The following is a 21,835-nucleotide window of genomic DNA, read 5'->3' on the forward strand; positions in this document are numbered from 1 at the left end:
AGCCGCTATGCTGGGCTCGCAACTTCATGGACGCACGTTATGACCCTCACAGAACTCCGTTACATCGTCACACTCGCCCAGGAACAGCACTTCGGCCATGCAGCCGAGCGTTGCCACGTGAGCCAGCCTACCCTTTCGGTGGGTGTGAAGAAGCTCGAGGATGAGCTCGGCGTACTGATCTTCGAGCGCAGCAAGAGCGCGGTGCGCCTCACGCCGGTTGGCGAAGGCATCGTGGCCCAGGCTCAGAAAGTTCTCGAACAGGCTCAGGGCATCCGCGAGCTGGCCCAGGCCGGCAAAAACCAATTGACCGCTCCGCTCAAGGTGGGCGCGATCTACACGGTCGGCCCTTACCTCTTTCCTCACCTGATCCCACAGCTGCACCGCGTGGCACCGCAGATGCCGTTGTACATCGAGGAAAATTTCACCCATGTGCTGCGTGAGAAGCTGCGTAACGGTGAACTGGATGCGGTGATCGTCGCCCTCCCCTTCAACGAGGCCGACGTGCTGACCCTGCCGCTCTACGACGAGCCTTTCTGCGCACTGATGCCAGCCGACCACCCATGGACGGCGAAGAAAACCATCGATGCGGCATCGCTAAACGACAAGAGTCTGTTGCTGCTGGGCGAGGGTCACTGCTTCCGCGACCAGGTGCTGGAGGCGTGCCCCACCTTGAACAAGGGCGGTGAAGGCGCACGCCACACCACGGTCGAATCCAGTTCGCTGGAAACCATTCGCCACATGGTGGCCTCTGGGCTGGGGGTCTCTATTCTGCCGCTGTCGGCCGTGCACAGCCATCACTATGCACCGGGCGTGATCGAGGTGCGCCCGCTGACTGCACCAGCGCCATTTCGTACCGTGGCGATCGCGTGGCGCGCCAGTTTCCCGCGGCCCAAAGCCATCGAGATTCTTGCCGACTCGATCCGCCTGTGCTCGGTCGCCAAAACGCCCACTGAGCAAACTGCCTGAGCCATGAGTGAGTTGTCGAAGGTACCGGTCACGGTACTCAAGGGTGTCGGAGACGCCATGGCGCAGAAGCTTGCCAAGGTGGGCCTGGAGAACCTGCAGGATGTGTTGTTCCACCTGCCCTTGCGCTACCAGGACCGCACCCGCGTGGTGCCGATCGGGCAACTCCGGCCGGGGCAGGATGCGGTGATCGAGGGCGTGGTCAGCGGCGCGGACGTGACCATGGGCAAACGACGTAGCCTCGTCGTTCGTCTCGGCGACGGGAGCGGCGTGCTGAGCCTGCGCTTCTACCATTTCAGCAACGCACAGAAGGAAGGGCTCAAACGCGGCACCCACCTGCGTTGCTACGGCGAAGCCCGGCCGGGCGCGTCGGGCCTGGAGATCTATCACCCGGAATACCGTGCGCTGAACGGCGACGAACCGCCGCCGCCGGTCGAACAGACGCTTACCCCGATTTACCCGTCCACCGAGGGGCTCACCCAGCAACGGCTGCGCCTGCTCTGCCAACAGAGCCTCGCCCTGCTCGGGCCGCGCAGCTTGCCGGACTGGCTACCCGAGGAGCTTGCACGCGATTATCAGCTGGCCCCGCTGGACGATGCCATACGTTACTTGCACAACCCGCCGGCTGACGCCGACCTCGATGAGCTTGCCGAAGGCCACCACTGGGCCCAGCACCGCCTGGCGTTCGAAGAACTGCTGACCCACCAGCTGTCGCAGCAGCGACTGCGCGAAAGCCTGCGCAGCCTGCGCGCGCCGGTGCTGCCCAAGCCCTCGCGCCTGCAGGACGAGTACCTGGCCAATCTCGGCTTCAAGCCTACCGGGGCGCAGCAGCGGGTCGCCAATGAAATTGCCTACGACCTCAGCCAGCACGAACCCATGCTGCGCCTGGTTCAAGGTGATGTGGGGGCCGGCAAGACCGTGGTTGCGGCACTGGCAGCCCTTCAGGCGTTGGAGGCGGGTTACCAGGTTGCGCTGATGGCGCCTACCGAGATTCTTGCCGAGCAGCACTACATCACCTTCAAGCGCTGGCTGGAGCCACTGGGCATCGAAGTCGCCTGGCTCGCTGGCAAGCTCAAGGGCAAGGCCCGGGCCAGTGCACTGGAGCAGATCGCCGCCGGTGCGCCAATGGTGGTGGGTACCCATGCCCTGTTCCAGGAAGAGGTCAAGTTCAAGCACCTCGCCCTGGCCATCATCGACGAGCAGCACCGGTTTGGCGTCCAGCAGCGCCTGGCCTTGCGCAAAAAGGGTGTGAATGGCGAGTTGTGTCCGCATCAGCTGATCATGACGGCGACGCCCATTCCGCGTACGTTGGCCATGAGCGCCTATGCTGACCTGGATACGTCCGTGCTGGACGAATTGCCTCCCGGGCGTACACCGGTCAACACGGTGCTGGTGGCCGACAGCCGCCGCTTCGAAGTGGTCGAACGGGTACGCGCTGCCTGCGCTGAAGGCCGTCAGGCCTATTGGGTCTGTACCCTCATCGAAGAGTCTGAAGAGTTGACCTGCCAGGCCGCCGAGAGCACTTACGAGGAACTTGGCAGCGCCCTGGGCGAGTTGCGGGTCGGGCTGATTCACGGGCGCATGAAACCGGCAGAAAAAGCCGAGATCATGGCCCAATTCAAAGCCGGTGATCTGCAACTGCTGGTTGCCACGACCGTGATCGAAGTCGGCGTCGATGTGCCCAACGCCAGCCTGATGATCATCGAAAACCCGGAACGCCTGGGGTTGGCCCAGCTGCACCAGTTGCGTGGGCGGGTGGGCCGTGGCAGCGCTGCCAGCCACTGCGTCCTGCTGTATCACCCGCCCTTGTCACAGGTGGGCCGCGAACGCCTGGGCATCATGCGCGAAACCAACGATGGCTTCATCATCGCGGAAAAGGACCTGGAGCTGCGCGGCCCTGGCGAGATGCTCGGCACGCGCCAGACGGGCCTGCTGCAGTTCAAGGTCGCTGACCTGATGCGCGATGCCGATCTGCTTCCGGCCGTTCGTGATGCAGCCCAGGCATTGGTGGCCCGCTGGCCGGAACATGTCAGCCCCTTGCTTGAACGCTGGCTGCGTCACGGGCAGCAGTACGGCCAAGTCTGACCCAAGTGGTCAATGGATCCAGCCTCCCGGCGAGGCTGGTTATACTTCGCTTTTAGGAATCAGTGGACACGGACCATGACTCAAGCTGCCTTGGACACCGCAACCCCACAAACACCGTCGGTTATCCGGTTGCTGCTCGACAAGCTCGGCGTCGCCTACCGTGAGGTGTTGGCACATTCACGCCCGCCGGCTCAGGCCTGTGTGCAGGCGGTGCTACTGGACGACGAGGTGGGCGCACTCATGGTGCTGCTGCCGCAAAGCCAACTGCTGGACCTGAGCCGGCTTACCGAGCTGACCGGCCGCACGCTCACCGCTGTGCCGGTGCCCCGCTTGCGCCAAATGCTGGAAAAACACCATCTCAAGGTTCTCCCGGGCATACCGGCGCTGACCAGCTCACCTTGCCAGTACGAAAAAAGCCTGCTCGAACCGGCGACCGTATTCATCCAGTCAGGCCAAGAGGGCCTGCTGCTGGCCATCGACCGTGACCCGTTCAAACGCCTGCTGAGCAAAGCCAGCGCCAGTGCCTTCGGGCAGGAGGTGCAGGCCATTACCCTCAACCTGGACCGCCCGGACGATGACACCCGCGAGATCAACCAGGCAGTTCAGGCCTTCACTGCGCGACGCATTCAGAAGCGGCTCGAAGAAACCATTGAAATTCCGCCTCTGGCCGATACCGCGCAGAAGATCATGAAGCTGCGTGTCGACCCCAATGCCAGCATCGACGATATCACCGGCGTGGTGGAAACCGACCCGGCACTGGCGGCGCAGGTCGTGAGCTGGGCGGCATCGCCCTATTACGCCTCGCCCGGCAAGGTACGCTCGGTCGAAGATGCGATTGTCAGGGTGCTGGGTTTCGATCTGGTGATCAACCTGGCCTTGGGCCTGGCGATGGGCAAGACGCTCAGCCTGCCCAAGGACCAGCCTCAGCAAGCGACGCCTTACTGGCAGCACTCTATCTACACGGCAGCTGTCATCGAGGGCCTCACTCGTGCAATGCCCCGTGCCGAACGACCCGAGGCAGGGCTCACCTACCTTGCCGGCCTTCTGCACAATTTCGGGTACTTGCTGCTGGCGCATGTGTTTCCGCCGCATTTTTCGCTGATCTGCCGGCACCTGGAGGTCAACCCACATCTATGCCACACCTATGTGGAGCGCCACCTGTTGGGAATCAGCCGCGAGCAGATTGGTGCCTGGCTGATGAAGCTGTGGGACATGCCCGAGGAGTTGTCCACGGCGCTGCGCTTCCAGCATGACCCCACCTACGACGGCGATTATGCAGCCTTTCCCAACCTGGTTTTCCTCGCCACCCGATTGCTTCGCTCACGGGGTATCGGTTCGGGCCCGAAAGAGGAGATTCCCGATGCATTGCTTGAGCGGCTCGGGCTTTCCCGCGACAAGGCCGAGGATGCCGTAAACAAGGTACTCGATGCCGAGGCCTTGCTGCGCGAGCTTGCCTCTCAGTTCGCGGCGCCGCACTGACTGACAGGGACGCTAGCTCGGCCCCTGCGCGGTCAATGCTTCTTTTTTGGTTTCAGGTACTTCATCAGGCCCTGAAACCACATCACCAAAGCCGGGTTGCCCTTGATCTGGATCGCCTTGTCCTGGATGCCCTGCATGAATGCCAGCTGCTTGTTGCGCGCCTGCAAGGTAGTGAAGCCATAGGCAGCGTCCTTGAAGGCGATGGCGAAGGCAGGCTGCGCGAACGCGCCACTTTTGCTACGGATGCGTTCGTTGGCGACGATGAAATGACGGGCGATCTTGCCATCGAGGGTCTGCATCTGGAATACCAGATCCTTGCCCTTGAGCTGCTGCTGGAAAGCCGGATTGTTTCGGCTTGCCCTGGCCATCAGCAGGCCCATGACCCAGAGAAGTAAGCGGAACTTCATTCAAGCGTCTCGTATAAAAAGTGACTGTGAGCGCCAGTTTATCCGCTTTATATGCTTTGCAGGGGCTCAACGAATCTTTTTTCGCATGCAACGGCAACGGGCGCTGTCAGCGCCCGTTCGATCGTCATGACGCTGACAGGCCTGGGTTATTTCGTCTTTTTGGCAGGCTTGGCAGGCACGTTGATACTGTCGCGCAAATTCTTGCCTGGCTTGAAGGCTACCGTGTTACTTGCCTTGATCTTGACGGGCTCACCCGTCTGCGGGTTTTTACCGGTCCGCGCCCCACGATGACGCTTCTCGAAGGTGCCGAAACCCACCAGCGTCACTGTATCGTTGTTCACAGCCTGGGTAATGCTTTCGAGGATCGCGTTCAGCACCTGGTTGGCCTGGTCTTTGGTCAGGTCGGTCTTCTCGGCGATGACAGCGGCGAGTTCTGGTTTGCGCATGATGATGAAGCCTCTTTGACGGGATTCTTGTTGTTATGCCGTGCCGCCTCGTGGGCAGCGTTCAAGGCGCCACAGGCTCTAAGCCGCAGCAGACGAGTGTGAGAATGGCACGCGCTTGAGTACCGCGCCAGTATCGGTACGGCCATAATGCATGCGCAAAAAAGGCATACACGACAGTTCGGGCGCCATTTACGCCATAACCGGTGGCAGCTGGCGATTGAGGGTCAGTCGTTCCATCACGGCATTGCCCGTAAGGGCGTACCCGATCAGCTGGCCATCGGCTGCATGGCAGAGCGCCTTGACGTCATTGCCCTCCCCCTCCGCCTGCCACGTCCCGACTTGTCCATTCGGTGGTGGCGAAACCACCAGAGGACAGGCAGGCGTCTTGACCGTGATGGGCATGGGCCCATAGCTGACGGCAGTGGGGGTGCCTGTCAGCGTCTGCGCCAGTGCTCGAACACCACTCATCAACGGCATGACGTACAGCAGGTTGATGCCGTCCACCTCGGCGCAGTCGCCCAAGGCGTGGATATTGGCATGAGAGGTACGCAGAAACCGGTCCACACGGATACCCCGCCCCGTCTGCAGGCCCGCTGCGGCAGCCAGGTCCGTTCGGGGGCGCAGGCCTACGGCCGACACGACCAGATCGCATGCGATGACCTGGCCGTCGGACAACTGTGCGCACACGCCGTCACCCTGGCGCTGCAAGCGCGTCAGCACGGGCCCGAGATGAAAACGAATACCGATACCCTGCAGCCCGCCCTGTACCGCCTGTGCCGCCGCCGGGTGCAACAGGGTGGGCATGATCTGCTCGCAGGGCGCGACCACGTCGACCTCGAAGCCGCCAAGACGCATGTCGTTGGCAAACTCACAGCCGATAAGACCGGCGCCCAGGATCAACACCCGCTGCTTGCCGTCAGCCGCAGCACGCAGGCGCGCGTAGTCTTCAAGGTCGTTGATCGGGAACATCAGGTCGCTGGCATCCCCTTCGACAGGCACGCTGATGGTCTGTGCACCCAGCGCCAGGACGAGGTCACGATAGGGCACTGCCTCCTCGCCGATCCACAGGCGCTTGTGGCCTGGGTCGATACCCGTTATGCGCGTATGCGTGCGCACCTCGACGTTCAATTGCTCGGCCATGGCGCCGGGCTCGGCCATGCACAACCCCTCGGCGTCCTTCTGCTTGGCAAAGCCGGTCGAAAGCATGGGCTTGGAATAGGACCGCCCATCATCGGCAGTGATCATCAGCACGGGTGTGAGCGCATCAAACTTGCGCAATTCCCGGGCGAGGTTGTAGCCCGCAAGCCCGGTGCCGATGATGACTATAGGAGGCGTCATAGGGGTTTCCTCGATCAACCGATGGCGATCATTTCAAAGTCGCTCTTGCCAACCCCGCAGTCCGGGCAGAGCCAGTCTTCGGGTACGTCTTCCCAGCGCGTGCCGGGTGCGATTCCATCATCCGGCCAGCCATCGGCTTCGTCATAGATCAGACCGCAGACAATACATTGCCACTTTTTCATCGGAACGGGTTTCCTCGGTTCAGGCTCGGCTTGGGTTTGAACTTGCGGCCTCTTCACGGGCCAAGGTGCAATCGAAAGGCTTTGTAGCGGCCCTGCCGGCAGTATGCAAGCAGTCGGGGCATTCATGCTAAGCTCGCGGCCTCTTTGGTTGTAACAAGCAGACCGACGTGTCGTACCCAACCCCGCACGCAGCCGCTGTCGCGTGGCTAGCGTATCCACAGGTGCAGGCCAGCCTCGCCACCTCCATGCTGGACTGGTTATTCGATGAGGGCTCGCTCACACGTCGGCTGACTCGACTGTCCGGCGACGATTTCTGCGTAACGCCACTGTTCGAAGGCTGGCAGCCGCTGCGCGAAGATGAATGCCTGGCCCTTGGCATCGCGCCCGGCGCCCAGGGTTGGGTCAGGGAGGTGTTCCTGCGCGGGCATGGTCAGCCGTGGGTATTTGCCCGCAGCGTGGCCAGCCGTGTGGCGCTGGAACGTGGCGGCCTGGACCTCGAGTCGCTCGGCAGTCGCTCGCTGGGCGAGCTGCTGTTCTGCGACAGAGCGTTCACCCGCCACCCCTTGCAGGTATGCCATTACCCCGAAACCTGGCTGCCCGCTGAAGTCGCAAGCCCAGGCCTGTGGGGACGCCGTTCACGCTTCTCCCGAGATGGACTCGACCTGCTCGTCGCCGAAGTATTTCTGCCGGCGTTGTGGCAGGCGGCACGCGAGGATACCCGTTGATGTACGTGCAACTGCTCAAGTCGTTGAACCGCCTTCACCCGCGCGCTTGGGACTTTGTCCAGCTAAGCCGTATGGACAGGCCCATCGGCATTTATCTGCTGCTCTGGCCAACCCTGTCGGCGGTGTGGATTGCCGGTCAGGGTTCACCGACGTTGGCCAATGTGCTGATCTTCGGGTTGGGTGTGGTGCTCATGCGCGCCGCCGGTTGCTGCATCAATGATTTTGCCGACCGCAAAGTGGATGGGCACGTCAAGCGCACCGCTGATCGACCTTTGGCCAGTGGGCGTGTACGCCCACGCGAAGCGCTGACGCTGTTTGCCGTCCTGGTGGGCGTGAGTTTCCTGCTGGTGCTGTGCACCAACAGCGAAACCGTCTGGCTTTCGTTCGCGGCGGTCGCGCTCGCGTTCTGCTACCCCTTCATGAAGCGCTACACCTATTACCCACAAGTGGTGCTGGGCGCCGCCTATTCATGGGGCATTCCCATGGCCTTCACCGCGGCCGGAGGTGAGCTGCCGGCCGCCGCCTGGCTACTGTACATCGCCAATCTGCTGTGGACGGTGGCTTACGATACCTACTACGCCATGGTCGATCGCGACGATGACCTGAAGATCGGTGTGAAGTCCACGGCCATCCTGTTTGGCGAGGCTGACCGGGTGATCATCCTGAGCTTGCAGGGGCTTTCGCTGGGCTGCCTGATGCTGGCCGGCAGCAGCTTCGCCCTCGGCGGCTGGTTCTACCTGGGCCTGCTGGGCGCCGCGTGCTGTTTCGTCTGGGAATTCTGGTCCACACGCCGCCTGGACCGAGAGGCATGCTTCAAGGCGTTCCTGCACAACCACTGGGCCGGGTTGCTGGTGTTCATGGGCGTGGTACTGGATTACGCGCTGCGTTGAGCGGTGCGCTGAGGCGCGGTACCGCCTCAGCAAGGTCCGCGTGGTTCACACCGCATGGCGACCTGTTCAGGTGAGAGGCCGTGTGGCTAACCCATCAGGGTTTGGCAATGTGCCAGACGTCCTTGAGCCCGTCACCGTGCCTGTCCCCCGCCTGCTTGTCCTTGACGAAGGTATACAGCGGCTTGCCGGCATAGGCCCATTGCTTGCTGCCGTCATCACGCATGACCACGGTCCATTTGCCTTCGGCTGCCTGATCCTCGGCCTTGACCATCAAGGGCGGCCAATTGCTAGCACACTCGCCGTTGCACATCGACTTGCCACCGGTGTCCTTGTCGAAGGTATAGAGCGTCATGCCCTGGTCATTCACCCACATGCCCTCCTTTTCCATGGCCGGCTCGGCCAAGGCGATGCCCGGTAGCGAAAAGGCCGCGCAAAGGGCCATCCAGCTCAGCGTATGTCGTGTCATTGGATTCACCGTATCGTGAGGAAAAGGTTCGGTTGCAGGCGCAACCGCCGCCCTGTGAAGCCTAGCCCAGTCATTGAATGTCGCGAGAACCGCCAATACCCTGTCACACAGCTGCAATAATTCCGTTATCTAATGCGGGGCCAAGACAGCGAATCCAGGAGAGGTTTTGAGCATGGCTGGCAGGAATATTCTGATCGTCGACGACGAGGCGCCCATCCGCGAGATGATTGCCGTGGCCCTGGAGATGGCAGGTTATGAGTGCCTGGAAGCAGAAAGCTCCCAACAGGCCCATGCCATCATCGTCGACCGTAAGCCGGACCTGATCCTGCTGGACTGGATGCTTCCCGGCACCTCGGGCATCGAGCTGGCCCGGCGGCTGAAGCGCGACGAGCTGACCGGGGACATTCCGATCATCATGCTTACCGCCAAGGGCGAGGAAGACAACAAGATCCAAGGCCTGGAAGTGGGTGCGGACGACTACATCACCAAGCCGTTTTCGCCGCGTGAACTGGTGGCCCGCCTCAAGGCAGTGCTGCGACGCACCGGCCCCAGTGATGGCGAGACACCCATCGAGGTCGGCGGACTGCTGCTGGACCCTATCAGCCATCGCGTCACCATCGATGGCAAGCCGGCCGAGATGGGGCCTACCGAGTACCGCCTGCTGCAATTCTTCATGACCCACCAGGAACGCGCCTATACCCGCGGCCAGTTGCTGGACCAGGTCTGGGGGGGCAATGTCTACGTCGAGGAACGCACGGTCGATGTCCACATTCGCCGCTTGCGAAAGGCGCTGGGTGAGGCCTATGAAAATCTGGTACAAACGGTGCGCGGCACAGGCTACCGCTTTTCGACCAAGGTCTGACCTGAAACGCAGCTCTCGGCTCAAGGCCGTCGAATGGACGTGAACGCGCTACCGATCCGCTTCTGCGTGCAGGTTCGTACTTGCTGTTGATCGCTGGATTCGAAGGATCCCCAATTGAACCAGAACTGGCATGCGACCCTGATCCGCCACCTGCTGCTGTTGATCACCCTCTGCCTGATCGGTGGCCTGATCAGTGGCTACTATGGCTGGAGCCTGGCCATTGGCCTGGCCCTCTACCTGGGCTGGACGCTCAAGCAACTGCTGCGCCTGCATGCTTGGCTGCGCAATCACCAACCGGACGAAGCACCGCCTGACGGCTACGGCCTGTGGGGCGAGGTGTTCGACAGCATCTACCATCTGCAACGCCGGGATCAGCGTGTGCGTGGCAGGCTTCAAGCAGTGATCGACAGGGTTCAGGAGTCCACCGCGGCGCTACGTGACGCGGTGATCATGCTCGACAGCCACGGCAACCTGGAGTGGTGGAACCGCGCAGCCGAGACGCTCCTGGGCTTCAAGACACCCCAGGACGGCGGCCAGCAGGTCACTAACCTGGTGCGACATCCGCGCTTCAAGGAATACTTCGAAGCCGAGAACTATGTCGAGCCACTGGAGATTCCCTCACCCATCAATGATCGCATGCGGGTGCAACTGCACATCACACGCTACGGCAACAACGAGCACCTGATGCTGGTTCGGGACGTGACCCGCATCCACCAGCTCGAACAGATGCGCAAGGATTTCGTAGCCAACGTGTCCCACGAACTGCGAACGCCGCTGACCGTGATCGCCGGCTACCTGGAAACCCTGCTGGATAACGTCGAGGATGTGAACCCCCGCTGGCGTCGAGCGTTGCAGCAGATGAGCCAACAGGGCTCGCGCATGCAAACGCTGCTCAACGACCTGCTGCTGTTGGCCAAGCTGGAGGCCACCGACTACCCATCCGACAACCAGCCAGTGGCCGTGGACACCCTGCTCAATGCGATCAAGCAGGACGCGCAGGCGTTGTCCGGGCCCCGCAATCAGCGCATCACCCTGGAAGCCGAGCCAGGCATCTGGCTCAAAGGCAGCGAGTCGGAATTGCGCAGCGCTTTTTCCAACCTGGTATTCAATGCCGTCAAGTACACGCAGGACGAGGGCAGCATTCGCATTCGTTGGTGGGCCGATGCCCAGGGCGCCCATCTGTCGGTGCAGGACTCAGGGCCCGGCATCGATGCCAAGCACCTGCCACGGCTGACGGAGCGGTTCTATCGGGTGGATTCGAGCCGTGCGTCCCATACCGGTGGTACGGGCCTTGGGCTGGCCATCGTCAAGCATGTGCTGATGCGCCACCGCGGGCGCCTGGAGATCAGCAGCGTGCCAGGCCACGGCAGCACCTTCACCTGCCATTTTGCAGCGGCGCAACAGATCACGGGCACGGTTTGAGGCCGTTCGGGCCACTTTGCAGCACCGATCAATGGGCTGCCCTTTGCTTTTGCGGCCCTAGCCGCTACATTTGATCCCTTGCGCCGGCTGGAGCCGGCACTTTTCTCATCTTCAAGACGGATCCCGTAAAAACTCCATCATGGACCCTTCCCCTGGTATCAGCTTCACCTCCCTGTTCGCCGATTTCGGCATGATCATTTTTGCTTTGGTCCTGGTGCTGCTCAACGGCTTCTTCGTCGCCGCCGAGTTCGCCATGGTCAAGCTGCGCGCAACCCGCGTGGACGCCATCGCCGAGCAGCACGGCTGGCGCGGCAGCATTCTGCGCAAGGTTCACAACCAGCTCGATGCCTACCTCTCGGCATGCCAGCTCGGCATCACCCTGGCTTCGCTAGGGCTGGGCTGGGTGGGCGAGCCGGCCTTCGCGCACTTGCTCGAACCGCTGCTGGCCTACTTTGGCGTCGATACCCCCGAGCTGATCAAGGCCGTCTCGTTCTTCGTCGCCTTCTTCGTGATCTCCTACCTGCACATCGTGGTCGGTGAGCTGGCGCCCAAATCGTGGGCCATTCGCAAGCCGGAACTGTTGTCGCTGTGGACCGCAGTACCGCTGTACCTGTTCTACTGGTTGATGTACCCGGCCATCTACCTGCTCAATGCCAGCGCCAACACCATCCTGCGCATTGCCGGCCAGGGCGAACCCGGCCCGCACCACGAGCATCATTACAGCCGGGAAGAGCTCAAGCTGATCCTGCACTCCAGCCGTGGCCAGGACCCAAGCGATCAAGGCATGCGCGTGCTGGCATCCGCCGTGGAAATGGGTGAACTGGAGGTGGTGGACTGGGCCAACTCTCGCGAAGACATGGTCATCATTGATGCCCATGCCCCGCTCAAGCAGATACTGGCCCTGATCCGTCGTCACAAGTTCAGCCGCTACCCGGTGTACGACACCGAGCGTGAGGAGTTCACGGGCCTGCTGCACATCAAGGACCTGCTGCTCGAACTCGCCGAACTCGAGCACCTGCCAGAAACCATTGACCTGGAAGACCTGGCTCGTCCCCTGGAGCGCGTTTCCAGGCACATGCCGCTGTCCCAGTTGCTCGAGCAGTTCCGCAAGGGCGGTGCGCATTTCGTGCTGGTCGAGGAGGCCGATGGCAAGGTCATCGGTTACCTGACCATGGAGGATGTGCTGGAAGTGCTGGTGGGCGACATCCAGGACGAACACCGCAAGACCGAGCGCGGCATCCTGGCCTATCAGCCAGGAAAGCTGTTGGTGCGCGGCGATACCCCGCTGTTCAAGGTCGAACGCTTGCTGGGCGTGGACCTGGACCATATCGAGGCAGAAACACTGGCCGGCCTGGTCTACGAAACGCTCAAGCGCGTACCGGAAGAAGAAGAAGTGCTCGAGGTCGAAGGGCTGCGCATCATCGTCAAGAAGATGAAAGGCCCCAAGATCGTGCTGGCCAAAGTGCTCAAGCTGGACTGAGCTTATAAAACCCCTGGCTCGGTCCAGCCCTGATCAGGGGTTGCCTGCGGTGTAGTCGGGCAGCCCACTGATCGGCCGGTCGAACCGATAGGGAATCGACTCGAGCGCCAGCCCCACGTTGCGCTGAACCACGAAGTGCAGATGGGGCCCGGTGCTGTTACCCGTGTTGCCCGACCTGGCCAGCACCTGCCCTTGGCGCACACGCTGCCCAGACGCGACCACGATCGACCCCCTCATCAAGTGCAGGTACACCCCCATGGTGCCGTCAGGGTGCAGGATGCGGACAAAGTTGCCCGAGGGATTGTCCCCTCGCCCGCTCTGCTCGCTACGCGTGCTCACCACCACCCCTTCGCGTGCCGCCACAATGGTCGTGCCTTCGGGCATGGCGATGTCCATTGCATAGCGCCCTTTGGGCCCGAAGTGGCTGAACCTGCCATTGGGCCCCTGGGTCACCCGAAACGGCCCACCCACCCATGGAAACGCATAACGATAACCTTGCGGGCGCTTGCCGGGGTCGCCCATGGCCTGCAGCAGCGTCGAACGGTAGTTGAGCAACTTGCCTGGCTGTCCCCGGACGATGCTGAGTACTTGCGTCGATCGCGGCGGCAACAGACGCCGCACGGTTCGCGGCGCATCGCCACCCTGCGCATTCACCAGATTATCCAGGCGCAGTTCCACCTGCACCGCGACTGGCAATTCGTTGCGGGCCGAGAAGCTCACACCGCCCTGAAACACGATCGCGTTGAGGCGCACGTCGTGTTCGTTGATTTCCACGGTGGACTCATCCACGACCGTGGGCTTGATGCCCGGGCCGGGTCGCTGCGCATAGGAAACCCTGCCCGTTTCGTCGGTGACGGGGTGCAGTGTCACCCCCAGGCTAGAGGCGCTGACCAGGGTTAACGTACACAGCAGCAGAAAGCGCAGATGCATGATGATGGCTTTTTGACAGTGGAGGACCTGTCCAAGCCTAGCAGCAGGCACCCTGTTCACCATGACAGTTGGTCGGATGCTGCTGGCCAGCTCGCTGTTGCGGCGGCCCGTCAGGCCCCTGGCGTGAAATGCTTCTGGGCAGTGCCGCGGGCGATCAGGCGGGACAGGTAATCCAGCTTCTGGGCGTCTTGATCGACGAACTTGAACGTCAATTGCAGCCAGTCGCTGTCCGGCTTGGGCTCGAAGGCCGCCACCGCGTGCAGATAACCGTTCAAACGCGCCACCTCTGCGTTTTCGCCCTGCTCCAGGTTCAGCACAGCGCCTTCGAGTACCTGCGGCAGTGTCTCACTGCGCCGCACGACCAGCAGGGCTTCCTTCAGGCTCAACGCCTTGATCACGCAGGCCTGCATGCCGCTCGCCAAACGCAGCTGGCCCTGGCCGCGACCGCTGGGTGCGGGTGTCGCTGCGCTGGGTTTGCCAGGGGTGGCGGCCACCTTGGCAGGAACAGGTGCTGGCGCAGCCACCTTGACGGCTTCGGGCCGCCCAGCCGTCAGGGCGTTGAGCGAGTCATTGGCGAACGCGGCATTGGCCCGCGCAGGCCCTGGGCTCATGAGGCTGTCGAGCTTGCCGATCTTGGCCAAGGCCTTCTTTACCTTGGTCAGCAACTGCTCGTTGGTGAACGGCTTGCCGACGAAATCCGACACGCCGGCCTGAATCGCCTGGATGACATTTTCCTTGTCGCCACGGCTGGTCACCATGATGAACTGAAGGCCTTTCAGCTCAGGTTGCTGACGGCACCAGGTGAGCAGCTCCAAGCCCGACATTTCCGGCATTTCCCAGTCGCACAGCACCAGGTCGAACGCTTCCTTGCTCAACAGGGCCATGGCCTTGCGACCGTTGACGGCATCCTCCACGGTCATGCCAGGAAACGCGTTGCGCAGGCACTTACGGATCAGGTCACGGATAAATGGCGCGTCATCCACCACCAGCACATTCACTTTACTCATCGATACTCCTTCTGAACCCGACTAGCCTACTGCCATTTGCTGGCCACTTGCTACCACCTGTGTGTTACGCCGGGTCATCTACAGCCGGTCGATGGTCTCTGGCACCTCCAGGCGGACTAACGAAAACGCCCGGCACAAGCCGGGCGCCGATGCTCGGAGAGAACTTTATTTATCGTCCGCTTCGGCTGGAACATTAGGTATTTCACCATCGACACTGGCTCGACCCTGCACCTCCGCGGTCATGCGCTTGAGGCCCATGTGGCGTACATCGGTGCCGCGCACCAGGTAGATCACCAGTTCGGAGATGTTGCGTGCATGGTCGCCGATGCGCTCCAGCGAGCGCAGGACCCAGATGACACTCAGCACACGGGAGATCGAGCGGGGATCTTCCATCATGTAGGTCACCAGCTCGCGCAAGGCTGTCTTGTATTCACGGTCGATGGTCTTGTCGTATTGAGCCACCGACAAGGCCAGGTCGGCATCGAAGCGGGCGAAGGCGTCGAGTGCGTCGCGCACCATGTTGCGCACCTGATCGCCGATGTGCCGAACTTCTACATAGCCCCGCGGGGATTCACCCTCCTCGCAGAGCTGGATGGCCCGCCGGGCGATCTTGGTCGATTCGTCACCGATACGCTCAAGGTCGATCACCGATTTGGAGATGCTGATGATCAGGCGCAAGTCCGATGCCGCCGGCTGGCGACGCGCCAGAATGCGCAGGCATTCCTCGTCGATGTTGCGCTCCATCTGGTTGATCTGCTCGTCGACCTCGCGCACCTGCTGAGCCAGGCCGGAATCGGCCTCGATCAGCGCAGTGACCGCATCGTTGACCTGTTTCTCGACCAGCCCGCCCATGGCCAGCAGGTGACTGCGAACCTCTTCGAGCTCGGCGTTGAACTGCTGGGAAATATGATGCGTCAGGCTTTCTTTGTTGATCATGCTGTGGCTCCGCGAAGCTGCTGGCTGCGAGCTTCAAGTCGTTCGAGGCGTGCCCCTGCCTGCGCCGAGTGCCTCCACCCGGCGAGCAGCAGTGCGCGGTGCTTCTTCAGCCGTATCGGCCAGTGATGTAGTCTTCGGTCTGCTTCTTGGCGGGGTTGGTGAACAGGGTATCGGTGTCGCCGAATTCCACCAGTTTGCCCATGTACATGAAGGCGGTGTAATCCGATACCCGGGCCGCCTGCTGCATGTTGTGGGTCACGATGACGATGGTGAACTTGGTTTTCAACTCGTAGATGAGCTCTTCGACCTTGAGCGTGGAAATCGGGTCCAGCGCCGAGCAAGGCTCGTCCAGCAACAGGACCTCGGGCTCTACCGCGATGGTGCGTGCGATGACCAGGCGCTGCTGCTGCCCACCGGACAGACCCAGCGCCGACTCGTGCAGACGGTCCTTGACTTCGTCCCACAGTGCCGCGCCCTTGAGGGCCCACTCTACGGCCTCGTCCAGGACCCGCCTTTTATTGATGCCTTGAATCCGCAGGCCATAGACCACGTTCTCGTAGATGGTCTTGGGGAAGGGGTTGGGTTTCTGGAACACCATGCCCACGCGGCGACGCAGCTCGGCTACGTCCTCGCCCTTGCGGTAGATGTCATGGCCGTACAGGTTGACGGCGCCTTGCACACGGCAGCCGTCTACCAGGTCGTTCATGCGGTTGAAGGTGCGCAGCAAGGTGGACTTGCCGCAGCCGGACGGGCCAATGAACGCCGTCACGCGCTGCTTGGGAATATTCATGCTGACATCGAACAGGGCCTGCTTGTCACCGTAGAACAGGCTCAGCCCAGGCACTTCGATGGCAACCGTTTCCTCGGCCAGGCGCAGGCCCTGTTTGCTGCGGCCCAGGGCGGACATGTCGATGCCGTGGTTAGGCGGTTGTTGCTGCATGGTCTCACTCCATTGGGAGCTGCCGGCGTATGGCCGCCAGTAGCACGTTGGGACGAAGCGGACGCCTCGCGTCGGCGACGCCGCTTGAACGTTCGACGCCTGGCTCAGCTGTCGAGCGCCTTGTATTTCTCACGAAGGTGGTTACGGATCCACACGGCCGACAGGTTCAGTGTCGCGATGACCATCACAAGCAGCAGTGCCGTGGCGTACACCAGTGGCCGCGCCGCTTCCACGTTCGGGCTCTGGAAGCCCACATCGTAGATATGAAAGCCCAGGTGCATGATCTTCTGATCCAGGTGCAGGTAGGGGTAATTGCCATCCACCGGCAGCGACGGCGCCAGCTTGACCACGCCCACCAGCATCAGCGGTGCGACTTCACCCGCGGCGCGAGCAACGGCCAGGATCATGCCGGTCATCATGGCCGGGCTGGCCATGGGCAGAACGATCTTCCACAGCGTTTCGGCCTTGGTGGCACCCAAGGCCAACGAACCCTCGCGCAGGGTGCGCGGAATGCGCGCCAGCCCTTCCTCGGTGGCCACGATCACCACCGGCACGGCCAACAATGCCAGTGTCAGTGACGCCCACAACAGGCCCGGCGTGCCCAGGGTGGGCGCCGGCAAGGCTTCGGCGAAGAACAGGCGATCGATCGAGCCGCCCAGCACGTACACGAAGAAGCCCAGGCCGAAAACGCCGTAGACGATGGCCGGTACACCGGCAAGGTTGTTGACGGCGATGCGGATCAGGCGTGTCACCGGCCCCTGCCGGGCATACTCGCGCAGATAGACCGCTGCCAGCACGCCAAAGGGCGTGACGATCACGGCCATGATCAGGGTCATCATCACCGTGCCGAAGATGGCCGGGAAGATACCGCCCTCCGTGTTGGCCTCACGCGGGTCGTCGCTGAGAAACTCCCACACCTTGGCGAAGTACACCCCCAGCTTGGCCAGGGTCGACATGCCGTTGGGCTGGATGGCATGGACCACCTTGCTGAGGTTGATCTCGACTTCACGGCCATTGCCATCGCGCGCCACCAGTGTGTCGCGGGCAAAATCCCGATGAAGCGTGGTCAGGCGATCTTCGATGGCTTTGTAGCGGCTGTTGAGCTCGGCGCGGTCAGCCTCGATGTCAGCCTGGGCCGCTGCGTCCAGCTTGCCTTCGAGCTCGAGTTTGCGCGCCTGCAGGCGCAACCGCTCCAGGCCATGGTTGATGGCACCGATGTCTTTCTTCTCCAGCGCTTGCAGCGTCTTGTTGAGCTCGCTGGCCCGGGCCAGGCGCGCTTGCAGCTCACCCCAGGCCGCAGCCCCTTGCGCCACCACTCGGCCTTGTTCCTTGACGCTCACCAGATAGCCATAGAAGTTGCCCCACTCGCGGCGTTCCAGGGCCATCAGCTGTTCGGGGCGCTGCTGATCGACAAGCCAGTCGCCCACGACCCAAGTGAAGTCGCTGCCATTGAGGTCCCGGTTTCCGACCTTGATCAATTCGCGTGTCATGAACTCCGGGCCCTGGTCGGGCACGGGCAAACCGGCGCCCTTGAGGCGCGCACGCGGCACTTCTTCCTGCTGTACCACTTCACCGATGACCGTCTGCTGGGCCTGGCCCGGCACGGCGTAGGTGGCCTGGATCAAATCGGCCGGCCAGAAATGCCCCAGGCCGCGTACGGCGATCACTGCCAGCAGGCCAACGGTCATGATCACCGCCATGGCCACCGCGCCGCCACTCATCCATACACCGGGGGCACCGCTCTTGAACCAGCCTTTGAGGGAATCCTTTTTCACGGATCGCTACCTTTCTATCAAAGCGACGAGTATTTCTTGCGCAGACGCTGGCGAATCAGCTCGGCCAAGGTGTTCATGACGAAGGTGAACATCAGCAGCACCAACGCGGCGAGGAACAGCACCCGGTAGTGACTGCCCCCGACTTCGGATTCCGGCATTTCCACCGCTACGTTGGCAGCCAGCGTGCGCATGCCTTCGAACAGGTTCATCTCCATCACCGGTGTGTTACCGGTGGCCATCAGCACGATCATGGTTTCACCGACAGCCCGGCCCATGCCGATCATCAGCGCCGAGAAAATGCCGGGGCTGGCGGTCAGGATCACTACCCGGGTGAGGGTCTGCCAAGGCGTTGCACCCAGTGCCAGGGAGCCCAGCGTCAGGCTGCGCGGCACGCTGAAGACGGCGTCCTCGGCAATCGAGTAAATGTTGGGAATGACGGCAAAACCCATCGCGATCCCGACCACCAGTGCATTGCGTTGGTCATAGGTGATACCCAGGTCATTGGTGATCCACAGGCGCATGTCGCCGCCAAAGAGCCAGCTTTCAAGGTACGGGCTCATGCCAAGGGCAAACCAGCCGGTGAGTAGAATGACCGGGATAAGAATGGCCGCCTCCCAGCCATCCGGTACCCGCAGGCGAATGGATTCAGGCAGCCGGCTCCAGGTGAACCCTGCCAGCAGGATGCCGACCGGCATGAGCAGGAACAGGCTGAAGACCCCTGGCAGGTGGCCTTCCAGGTACGGCGCCAAAAACAGCCCCGCGAAGAACCCCAGGATGACCGTGGGCATCGCCTCCATCAGTTCGATCACCGGCTTGACCTTGCGGCGCATGCCAGGGGCCATGAAGTAGGCCGTGTAGATCGCGGCGGCAATGGCCAGCGGCGCGGCAAGGATCATGGCGTAGAAGGCAGCCTTGAGCGTACCGAAGGTCAGCGGCGAAAGGCTCAGCTTGGGCTCGAAATCGGTATTGGACGCGGTCGACTGCCACACGTACTTGGGCGCGTCGTAATTCTCGTACCACACCTTGCCCCACAGCGCGCTGAAAGACACTTCCGGATGGGGGTTGTGCAGCTTCAATGGCAGCAACCTGCCGGGCTCTTCGATCATGATCCGGTTGGCGCGCGGTGACAGGGCAAGGATACCTGGGCCCTGGGCCACGGACTCGACCAAGAGGGTGCGGTGCGCCGTGCTGTGGAAAACACCCAGCTTGCCTTCTGCGTCCAGGGCGATGAAGCCCTTGCGGCGCTCTTCGGCGTCAATCTGCACGATGGGCGACGTGCCCAGCTGGAAGGTACGAATCTGCTTGAAACGGGATTCCCCGTCCGGGTCACGGGCCATGAACCACTGGGCCAGCCCACCGTGTGAGTCACCGATGATCAGTGAAATGCCGCCTACCAGCTGCGCAGTGGCCGTCACTTCGGTATCAGCGCTCTGCGCCAGGGTGTAGCGCCCGTTGAGGCTCTTGTCGCGCAGGCTGAACACGTCGGCAGTGGCGCGACCATTGATCACGTACAGCCACTGCTGGCGCGGATCGATGAAGATGTTCTTTACCATTTCGGTCATTTGCGGCAGCTCGATGCGGGTCTGCTCGGTCGTGACTTCGGCGGTCATCATGTTTTCGCTGCGCGTCAACGCGATGACCTGCAGGTGCGCCCCCGTGGAGCCAGCCAGCAACAGCGTGTCGCCATTGACGCTGGCGCTGACGTGCTCCAGCACCCGCGCCTGTTCATCCAGCACGAAAGGCTGTTTGCCATAGGGGTAGTCGATGGTCGGCGTAATGGTTTTTTTGTTGTCGGGGTAGGTGATCTTGTAGGTATGGGTGAACACCAACGCCTGGCCATTGGACAACCCCAGCATCACCATCGAGCTGCCTGGCTGGTCGGTACCGATCGAAGAGACCTGTACGCCGGCAGGGATGGGCAGGTCGACGCGCTCGAGCGCTTCGCCGGTCTTGGTGTCGAAGAACAGCACCTGGCCCTGGTCCGAAACCCGCATGCCAACCAGGTTCTGCTCCTCGAGGGCGATCATCAACGGCTTGCCCGCCTTCTCTTTGAGCCAGGCAGGTTGCAATGCCTGCCTGCTGGTCAGTTCCGCGCCCTGGAACAACGGAAGGACCACATACGCCAGGTAAAAGAAGATCAAGGTGATCGCGGCCAGCACAGCCAGCCCGCCCACCAGCACATACCAGCGCGTCAGGCGGTCCTTGAGCGCACGCAGGCGTCGCTTGCGCTGCAACTCCGGCGTGTTGAAATCGATGCGTGCAGGCTGGGAATCTTGGGTCATTGTGGAGTTGGCCAGATCATTCATGGGGCACACCCTAGCGGTCCCGTATGACAAAAACATGACAATGCAGTGACGCACGAAAGCCCGAAGCACAGTAAGGCTGGCCCCGGGCTGGGAGTGCTGAAGAGGCTAGCCCAACGGCTTGCCCCTGCAGGGTTCGATTACTGCTTGGCGACGTTGCCGGCGTGGGACAGGCCCAGGTCGGCCAGGGTCTTGTCGACGACTTTGGCAGGCAGCGGGATGTAGCCATCCTTGACGACCACCTGCTGGCCGGCCTGCGACAGTACCAGCTTCACGAACTCGGCCTCCAGCGGGGCCAGCGGCTTGTTCGGCGCCTTGTTGACGTAAACGTACAGGAAGCGCGAGAGCGGGTAGCTGCCGTTCAGGGCGTTGGTCTCGTTGTCCTCGACGAACTCGCCGCCCTCCTTCTTGGCCAGCGGCACGGTCCTGACGCTGGCCGTCTTGTAGCCGATACCCGAGTAGCCGATACCGTTGAGCGACGAGCTGATGGACTGCACCACCGAGGCGGAACCAGGTTGCTCGTTGACGTTGGGCTTGAAGTCACCTTTGCACAGGGCTTCTTCCTTGAAGTAACCATACGTGCCGGACACCGAGTTACGGCCGAACAGCTGAATCGGCTTGTTGGCAAGGTCGCCGGTTACTCCGGCATCGCCCCAGGTCTTGATCTCGGCCTTGCCACCACACAGGCGGGTCGAAGAGAAAATAGCATCGACCTGGGCCATGGTCAGACCCTTGATCGGGTTGTCCTTGTGCACGAACACCGCCAGGGCGTCGACCGCAACCGGAATGGCGGTCGGTTTGTAGCCATACTTCTGCTCAAACGCCTGCAATTCGACGTCCTTCATCTTGCGGCTCATGGGGCCGAGGTTGGCGGTGCCTTCGGTCAGCGCCGGTGGCGCAGTGGACGAACCCGCTGCCTGGATCTGGATGTTGACGTTCGGGTATTCCTTTTTGTAGGCCTCGGCCCACAGGGTCATCAGGTTCGCGAGGGTATCGGAGCCGACGCTGGAGAGGTTGCCCGAAACACCCGTGGTCTTGGTGTAGGTCGGGATAGCAGGATCGACAGCGGCCACTGCGTTGGCGGTTGCAACGCCAGCGGCGGCAAAGGTAAGGGCCGCCATCAAACGCTTCAATTTCATGCCTTGCTCCTAGCTGGAATGGGGGTGCAGAGAGGGAACGGGGGCCAGTATCTGCAGCGC

At 62.1% G+C, this 21,835-nt stretch carries 20 protein-coding genes; 8 read left to right on the plus strand and 12 right to left on the minus strand.

Going from position 1 to position 21,835, the window contains the following annotated elements; translation table 11 throughout:
* Window positions 1-39 precede the first annotated feature (39 nt).
* The 3 genes from MOP87_RS20645 to MOP87_RS20655 all read left to right on the plus strand — a co-directional run bounded on the left by MOP87_RS20645 (window position 40) and on the right by MOP87_RS20655 (window position 4,527).
* The gene (locus tag MOP87_RS20645) at window positions 40-966 is read left to right on the plus strand and encodes a hydrogen peroxide-inducible genes activator (protein WP_023532770.1); all 927 of its coding nucleotides are present in this window, start codon (window positions 40-42) and stop codon (window positions 964-966) included.
* A 3-nt stretch (window positions 967-969) separates the two neighbouring features.
* On the plus strand, window positions 970-3,048 hold the full coding sequence (gene recG, locus MOP87_RS20650; RefSeq protein ID WP_128610025.1) for an ATP-dependent DNA helicase RecG: 2,079 nt from the start codon (window positions 970-972) through the stop codon (window positions 3,046-3,048).
* Window positions 3,049-3,123: 75 nt separating this feature from the next.
* Window positions 3,124-4,527: an aminoacyl-tRNA deacylase and HDOD domain-containing protein gene (locus tag MOP87_RS20655; protein ID WP_027913357.1), complete on the plus strand. Its 1,404-nt coding sequence runs from the start codon at window positions 3,124-3,126 to the stop codon at window positions 4,525-4,527.
* 32 nt (window positions 4,528-4,559) lie between these two features.
* Here MOP87_RS20655 and MOP87_RS20660 read toward each other — a convergent pair whose 3' ends face one another.
* From MOP87_RS20660 to MOP87_RS20675, 4 genes are all read right to left on the minus strand, one after another.
* Complete coding sequence (locus MOP87_RS20660; protein ID WP_110606339.1) at window positions 4,560-4,934, minus strand: helicase; 375 nt, start codon at window positions 4,932-4,934, stop codon at window positions 4,560-4,562.
* A 146-nt stretch (window positions 4,935-5,080) separates the two neighbouring features.
* A complete protein-coding gene (locus MOP87_RS20665; RefSeq protein WP_023532344.1) occupies window positions 5,081-5,380 on the minus strand; it encodes an HU family DNA-binding protein in 300 nt (99 codons plus the stop codon).
* 189 nt (window positions 5,381-5,569) lie between these two features.
* Window positions 5,570-6,718 (minus strand): FAD-dependent oxidoreductase, encoded by a 1,149-nt coding sequence (locus MOP87_RS20670; RefSeq protein WP_027913355.1) that lies wholly within the window; start codon window positions 6,716-6,718, stop codon window positions 5,570-5,572.
* Between the two features lie 14 nt (window positions 6,719-6,732).
* Window positions 6,733-6,900 carry a rubredoxin gene (locus MOP87_RS20675; protein ID WP_023532601.1) on the minus strand — a complete coding sequence of 56 codons (168 nt, stop codon included), beginning with the start codon at window positions 6,898-6,900 and terminating at the stop codon, window positions 6,733-6,735.
* A 167-nt stretch (window positions 6,901-7,067) separates the two neighbouring features.
* On the opposite strand from MOP87_RS20675, the gene MOP87_RS20680 reads away from it, so the two are divergent.
* Entirely contained in the window at window positions 7,068-7,625 is a 558-nt protein-coding gene (locus MOP87_RS20680) for a chorismate lyase (protein WP_088522817.1), read from the plus strand.
* A complete protein-coding gene (ubiA, locus tag MOP87_RS20685; RefSeq protein ID WP_028686782.1) occupies window positions 7,625-8,515 on the plus strand; it encodes a 4-hydroxybenzoate octaprenyltransferase in 891 nt (296 codons plus the stop codon). The genes MOP87_RS20680 and ubiA overlap by 1 nt, the downstream gene beginning before the upstream one ends.
* Before the next feature lie 94 nt (window positions 8,516-8,609).
* Here the strand turns inward: ubiA and MOP87_RS20690 are convergent, their stop codons facing one another.
* Window positions 8,610-8,981 (minus strand): hypothetical protein, encoded by a 372-nt coding sequence (locus MOP87_RS20690; protein ID WP_242809949.1) that lies wholly within the window; start codon window positions 8,979-8,981, stop codon window positions 8,610-8,612.
* A gap of 172 nt (window positions 8,982-9,153) precedes the next feature.
* On the opposite strand from MOP87_RS20690, the gene phoB reads away from it, so the two are divergent.
* From phoB to MOP87_RS20705, 3 genes are all read left to right on the plus strand, one after another.
* Window positions 9,154-9,843 carry a phosphate regulon transcriptional regulator PhoB gene (gene phoB / locus MOP87_RS20695; protein ID WP_023532543.1) on the plus strand — a complete coding sequence of 230 codons (690 nt, stop codon included), beginning with the start codon at window positions 9,154-9,156 and terminating at the stop codon, window positions 9,841-9,843.
* A 114-nt stretch (window positions 9,844-9,957) separates the two neighbouring features.
* Window positions 9,958-11,265 (plus strand): phosphate regulon sensor histidine kinase PhoR, encoded by a 1,308-nt coding sequence (gene phoR / locus MOP87_RS20700; RefSeq protein WP_027913351.1) that lies wholly within the window; start codon window positions 9,958-9,960, stop codon window positions 11,263-11,265.
* A gap of 139 nt (window positions 11,266-11,404) precedes the next feature.
* Entirely contained in the window at window positions 11,405-12,745 is a 1,341-nt protein-coding gene (locus tag MOP87_RS20705) for a hemolysin family protein (RefSeq protein ID WP_027913350.1), read from the plus strand.
* Window positions 12,746-12,778: 33 nt separating this feature from the next.
* Here the strand turns inward: MOP87_RS20705 and MOP87_RS20710 are convergent, their stop codons facing one another.
* The 7 genes from MOP87_RS20710 to MOP87_RS20740 form a co-directional block, all read right to left on the minus strand.
* Window positions 12,779-13,675 carry a M23 family metallopeptidase gene (locus MOP87_RS20710; RefSeq protein WP_027913349.1) on the minus strand — a complete coding sequence of 299 codons (897 nt, stop codon included), beginning with the start codon at window positions 13,673-13,675 and terminating at the stop codon, window positions 12,779-12,781.
* Between the two features lie 110 nt (window positions 13,676-13,785).
* Window positions 13,786-14,682: a response regulator gene (locus MOP87_RS20715; RefSeq protein WP_242809950.1), complete on the minus strand. Its 897-nt coding sequence runs from the start codon at window positions 14,680-14,682 to the stop codon at window positions 13,786-13,788.
* A gap of 165 nt (window positions 14,683-14,847) precedes the next feature.
* Complete coding sequence (gene phoU, locus MOP87_RS20720; RefSeq protein ID WP_027913347.1) at window positions 14,848-15,618, minus strand: phosphate signaling complex protein PhoU; 771 nt, start codon at window positions 15,616-15,618, stop codon at window positions 14,848-14,850.
* Window positions 15,619-15,724: 106 nt separating this feature from the next.
* Window positions 15,725-16,558 (minus strand): phosphate ABC transporter ATP-binding protein PstB, encoded by an 834-nt coding sequence (gene pstB / locus MOP87_RS20725; RefSeq protein ID WP_027913346.1) that lies wholly within the window; start codon window positions 16,556-16,558, stop codon window positions 15,725-15,727.
* A 104-nt stretch (window positions 16,559-16,662) separates the two neighbouring features.
* Window positions 16,663-18,279, minus strand: a complete 1,617-nt coding sequence (gene pstA / locus MOP87_RS20730) for a phosphate ABC transporter permease PstA (RefSeq protein ID WP_173645903.1) — start codon at window positions 18,277-18,279, stop codon at window positions 16,663-16,665.
* A gap of 71 nt (window positions 18,280-18,350) precedes the next feature.
* On the minus strand, window positions 18,351-20,639 hold the full coding sequence (locus tag MOP87_RS20735; protein ID WP_242809951.1) for an ABC transporter permease subunit: 2,289 nt from the start codon (window positions 20,637-20,639) through the stop codon (window positions 18,351-18,353).
* 137 nt (window positions 20,640-20,776) lie between these two features.
* Window positions 20,777-21,775, minus strand: coding sequence for a phosphate ABC transporter substrate-binding protein PstS (locus tag MOP87_RS20740; protein ID WP_088522815.1), 999 nt, complete (start codon window positions 21,773-21,775; stop codon window positions 20,777-20,779).
* Window positions 21,776-21,835 lie beyond the last annotated feature (60 nt).

Source organism: Pseudomonas sp. I3-I5 (genome assembly GCF_022699445.1).
Taxonomy (GTDB): Bacteria; Pseudomonadota; Gammaproteobacteria; order Pseudomonadales; family Pseudomonadaceae; genus Aquipseudomonas; species Aquipseudomonas fulva.

What these genes read in the sequence shown, in the direction of transcription:
- pstB (WP_027913346.1), bottom strand. Translation starts at nt 16,558, where the DNA reads ATGCAGCAACAACCGCCTAACCACGGCATCGACATGTCCGCCCTGGGC.
- MOP87_RS20645 (WP_023532770.1), top strand. Translation starts at nt 40, where the DNA reads ATGACCCTCACAGAACTCCGTTACATCGTCACACTCGCCCAGGAACAG.
- MOP87_RS20660 (WP_110606339.1), bottom strand. Translation starts at nt 4,934, where the DNA reads ATGAAGTTCCGCTTACTTCTCTGGGTCATGGGCCTGCTGATGGCCAGG.
- MOP87_RS20740 (WP_088522815.1), bottom strand. Translation starts at nt 21,775, where the DNA reads ATGAAATTGAAGCGTTTGATGGCGGCCCTTACCTTTGCCGCCGCTGGC.
- MOP87_RS20675 (WP_023532601.1), bottom strand. Translation starts at nt 6,900, where the DNA reads ATGAAAAAGTGGCAATGTATTGTCTGCGGTCTGATCTATGACGAAGCC.
- phoU (WP_027913347.1), bottom strand. Translation starts at nt 15,618, where the DNA reads ATGATCAACAAAGAAAGCCTGACGCATCATATTTCCCAGCAGTTCAAC.
- recG (WP_128610025.1), top strand. Translation starts at nt 970, where the DNA reads ATGAGTGAGTTGTCGAAGGTACCGGTCACGGTACTCAAGGGTGTCGGA.
- MOP87_RS20705 (WP_027913350.1), top strand. Translation starts at nt 11,405, where the DNA reads ATGGACCCTTCCCCTGGTATCAGCTTCACCTCCCTGTTCGCCGATTTC.
- MOP87_RS20670 (WP_027913355.1), bottom strand. Translation starts at nt 6,718, where the DNA reads ATGACGCCTCCTATAGTCATCATCGGCACCGGGCTTGCGGGCTACAAC.
- MOP87_RS20710 (WP_027913349.1), bottom strand. Translation starts at nt 13,675, where the DNA reads ATGCATCTGCGCTTTCTGCTGCTGTGTACGTTAACCCTGGTCAGCGCC.
- MOP87_RS20715 (WP_242809950.1), bottom strand. Translation starts at nt 14,682, where the DNA reads ATGAGTAAAGTGAATGTGCTGGTGGTGGATGACGCGCCATTTATCCGT.
- pstA (WP_173645903.1), bottom strand. Translation starts at nt 18,279, where the DNA reads ATGAGTGGCGGCGCGGTGGCCATGGCGGTGATCATGACCGTTGGCCTG.
- MOP87_RS20735 (WP_242809951.1), bottom strand. Translation starts at nt 20,639, where the DNA reads ATGAATGATCTGGCCAACTCCACAATGACCCAAGATTCCCAGCCTGCA.
- ubiA (WP_028686782.1), top strand. Translation starts at nt 7,625, where the DNA reads ATGTACGTGCAACTGCTCAAGTCGTTGAACCGCCTTCACCCGCGCGCT.
- phoB (WP_023532543.1), top strand. Translation starts at nt 9,154, where the DNA reads ATGGCTGGCAGGAATATTCTGATCGTCGACGACGAGGCGCCCATCCGC.
- MOP87_RS20665 (WP_023532344.1), bottom strand. Translation starts at nt 5,380, where the DNA reads ATGCGCAAACCAGAACTCGCCGCTGTCATCGCCGAGAAGACCGACCTG.
- MOP87_RS20690 (WP_242809949.1), bottom strand. Translation starts at nt 8,981, where the DNA reads ATGACACGACATACGCTGAGCTGGATGGCCCTTTGCGCGGCCTTTTCG.
- MOP87_RS20655 (WP_027913357.1), top strand. Translation starts at nt 3,124, where the DNA reads ATGACTCAAGCTGCCTTGGACACCGCAACCCCACAAACACCGTCGGTT.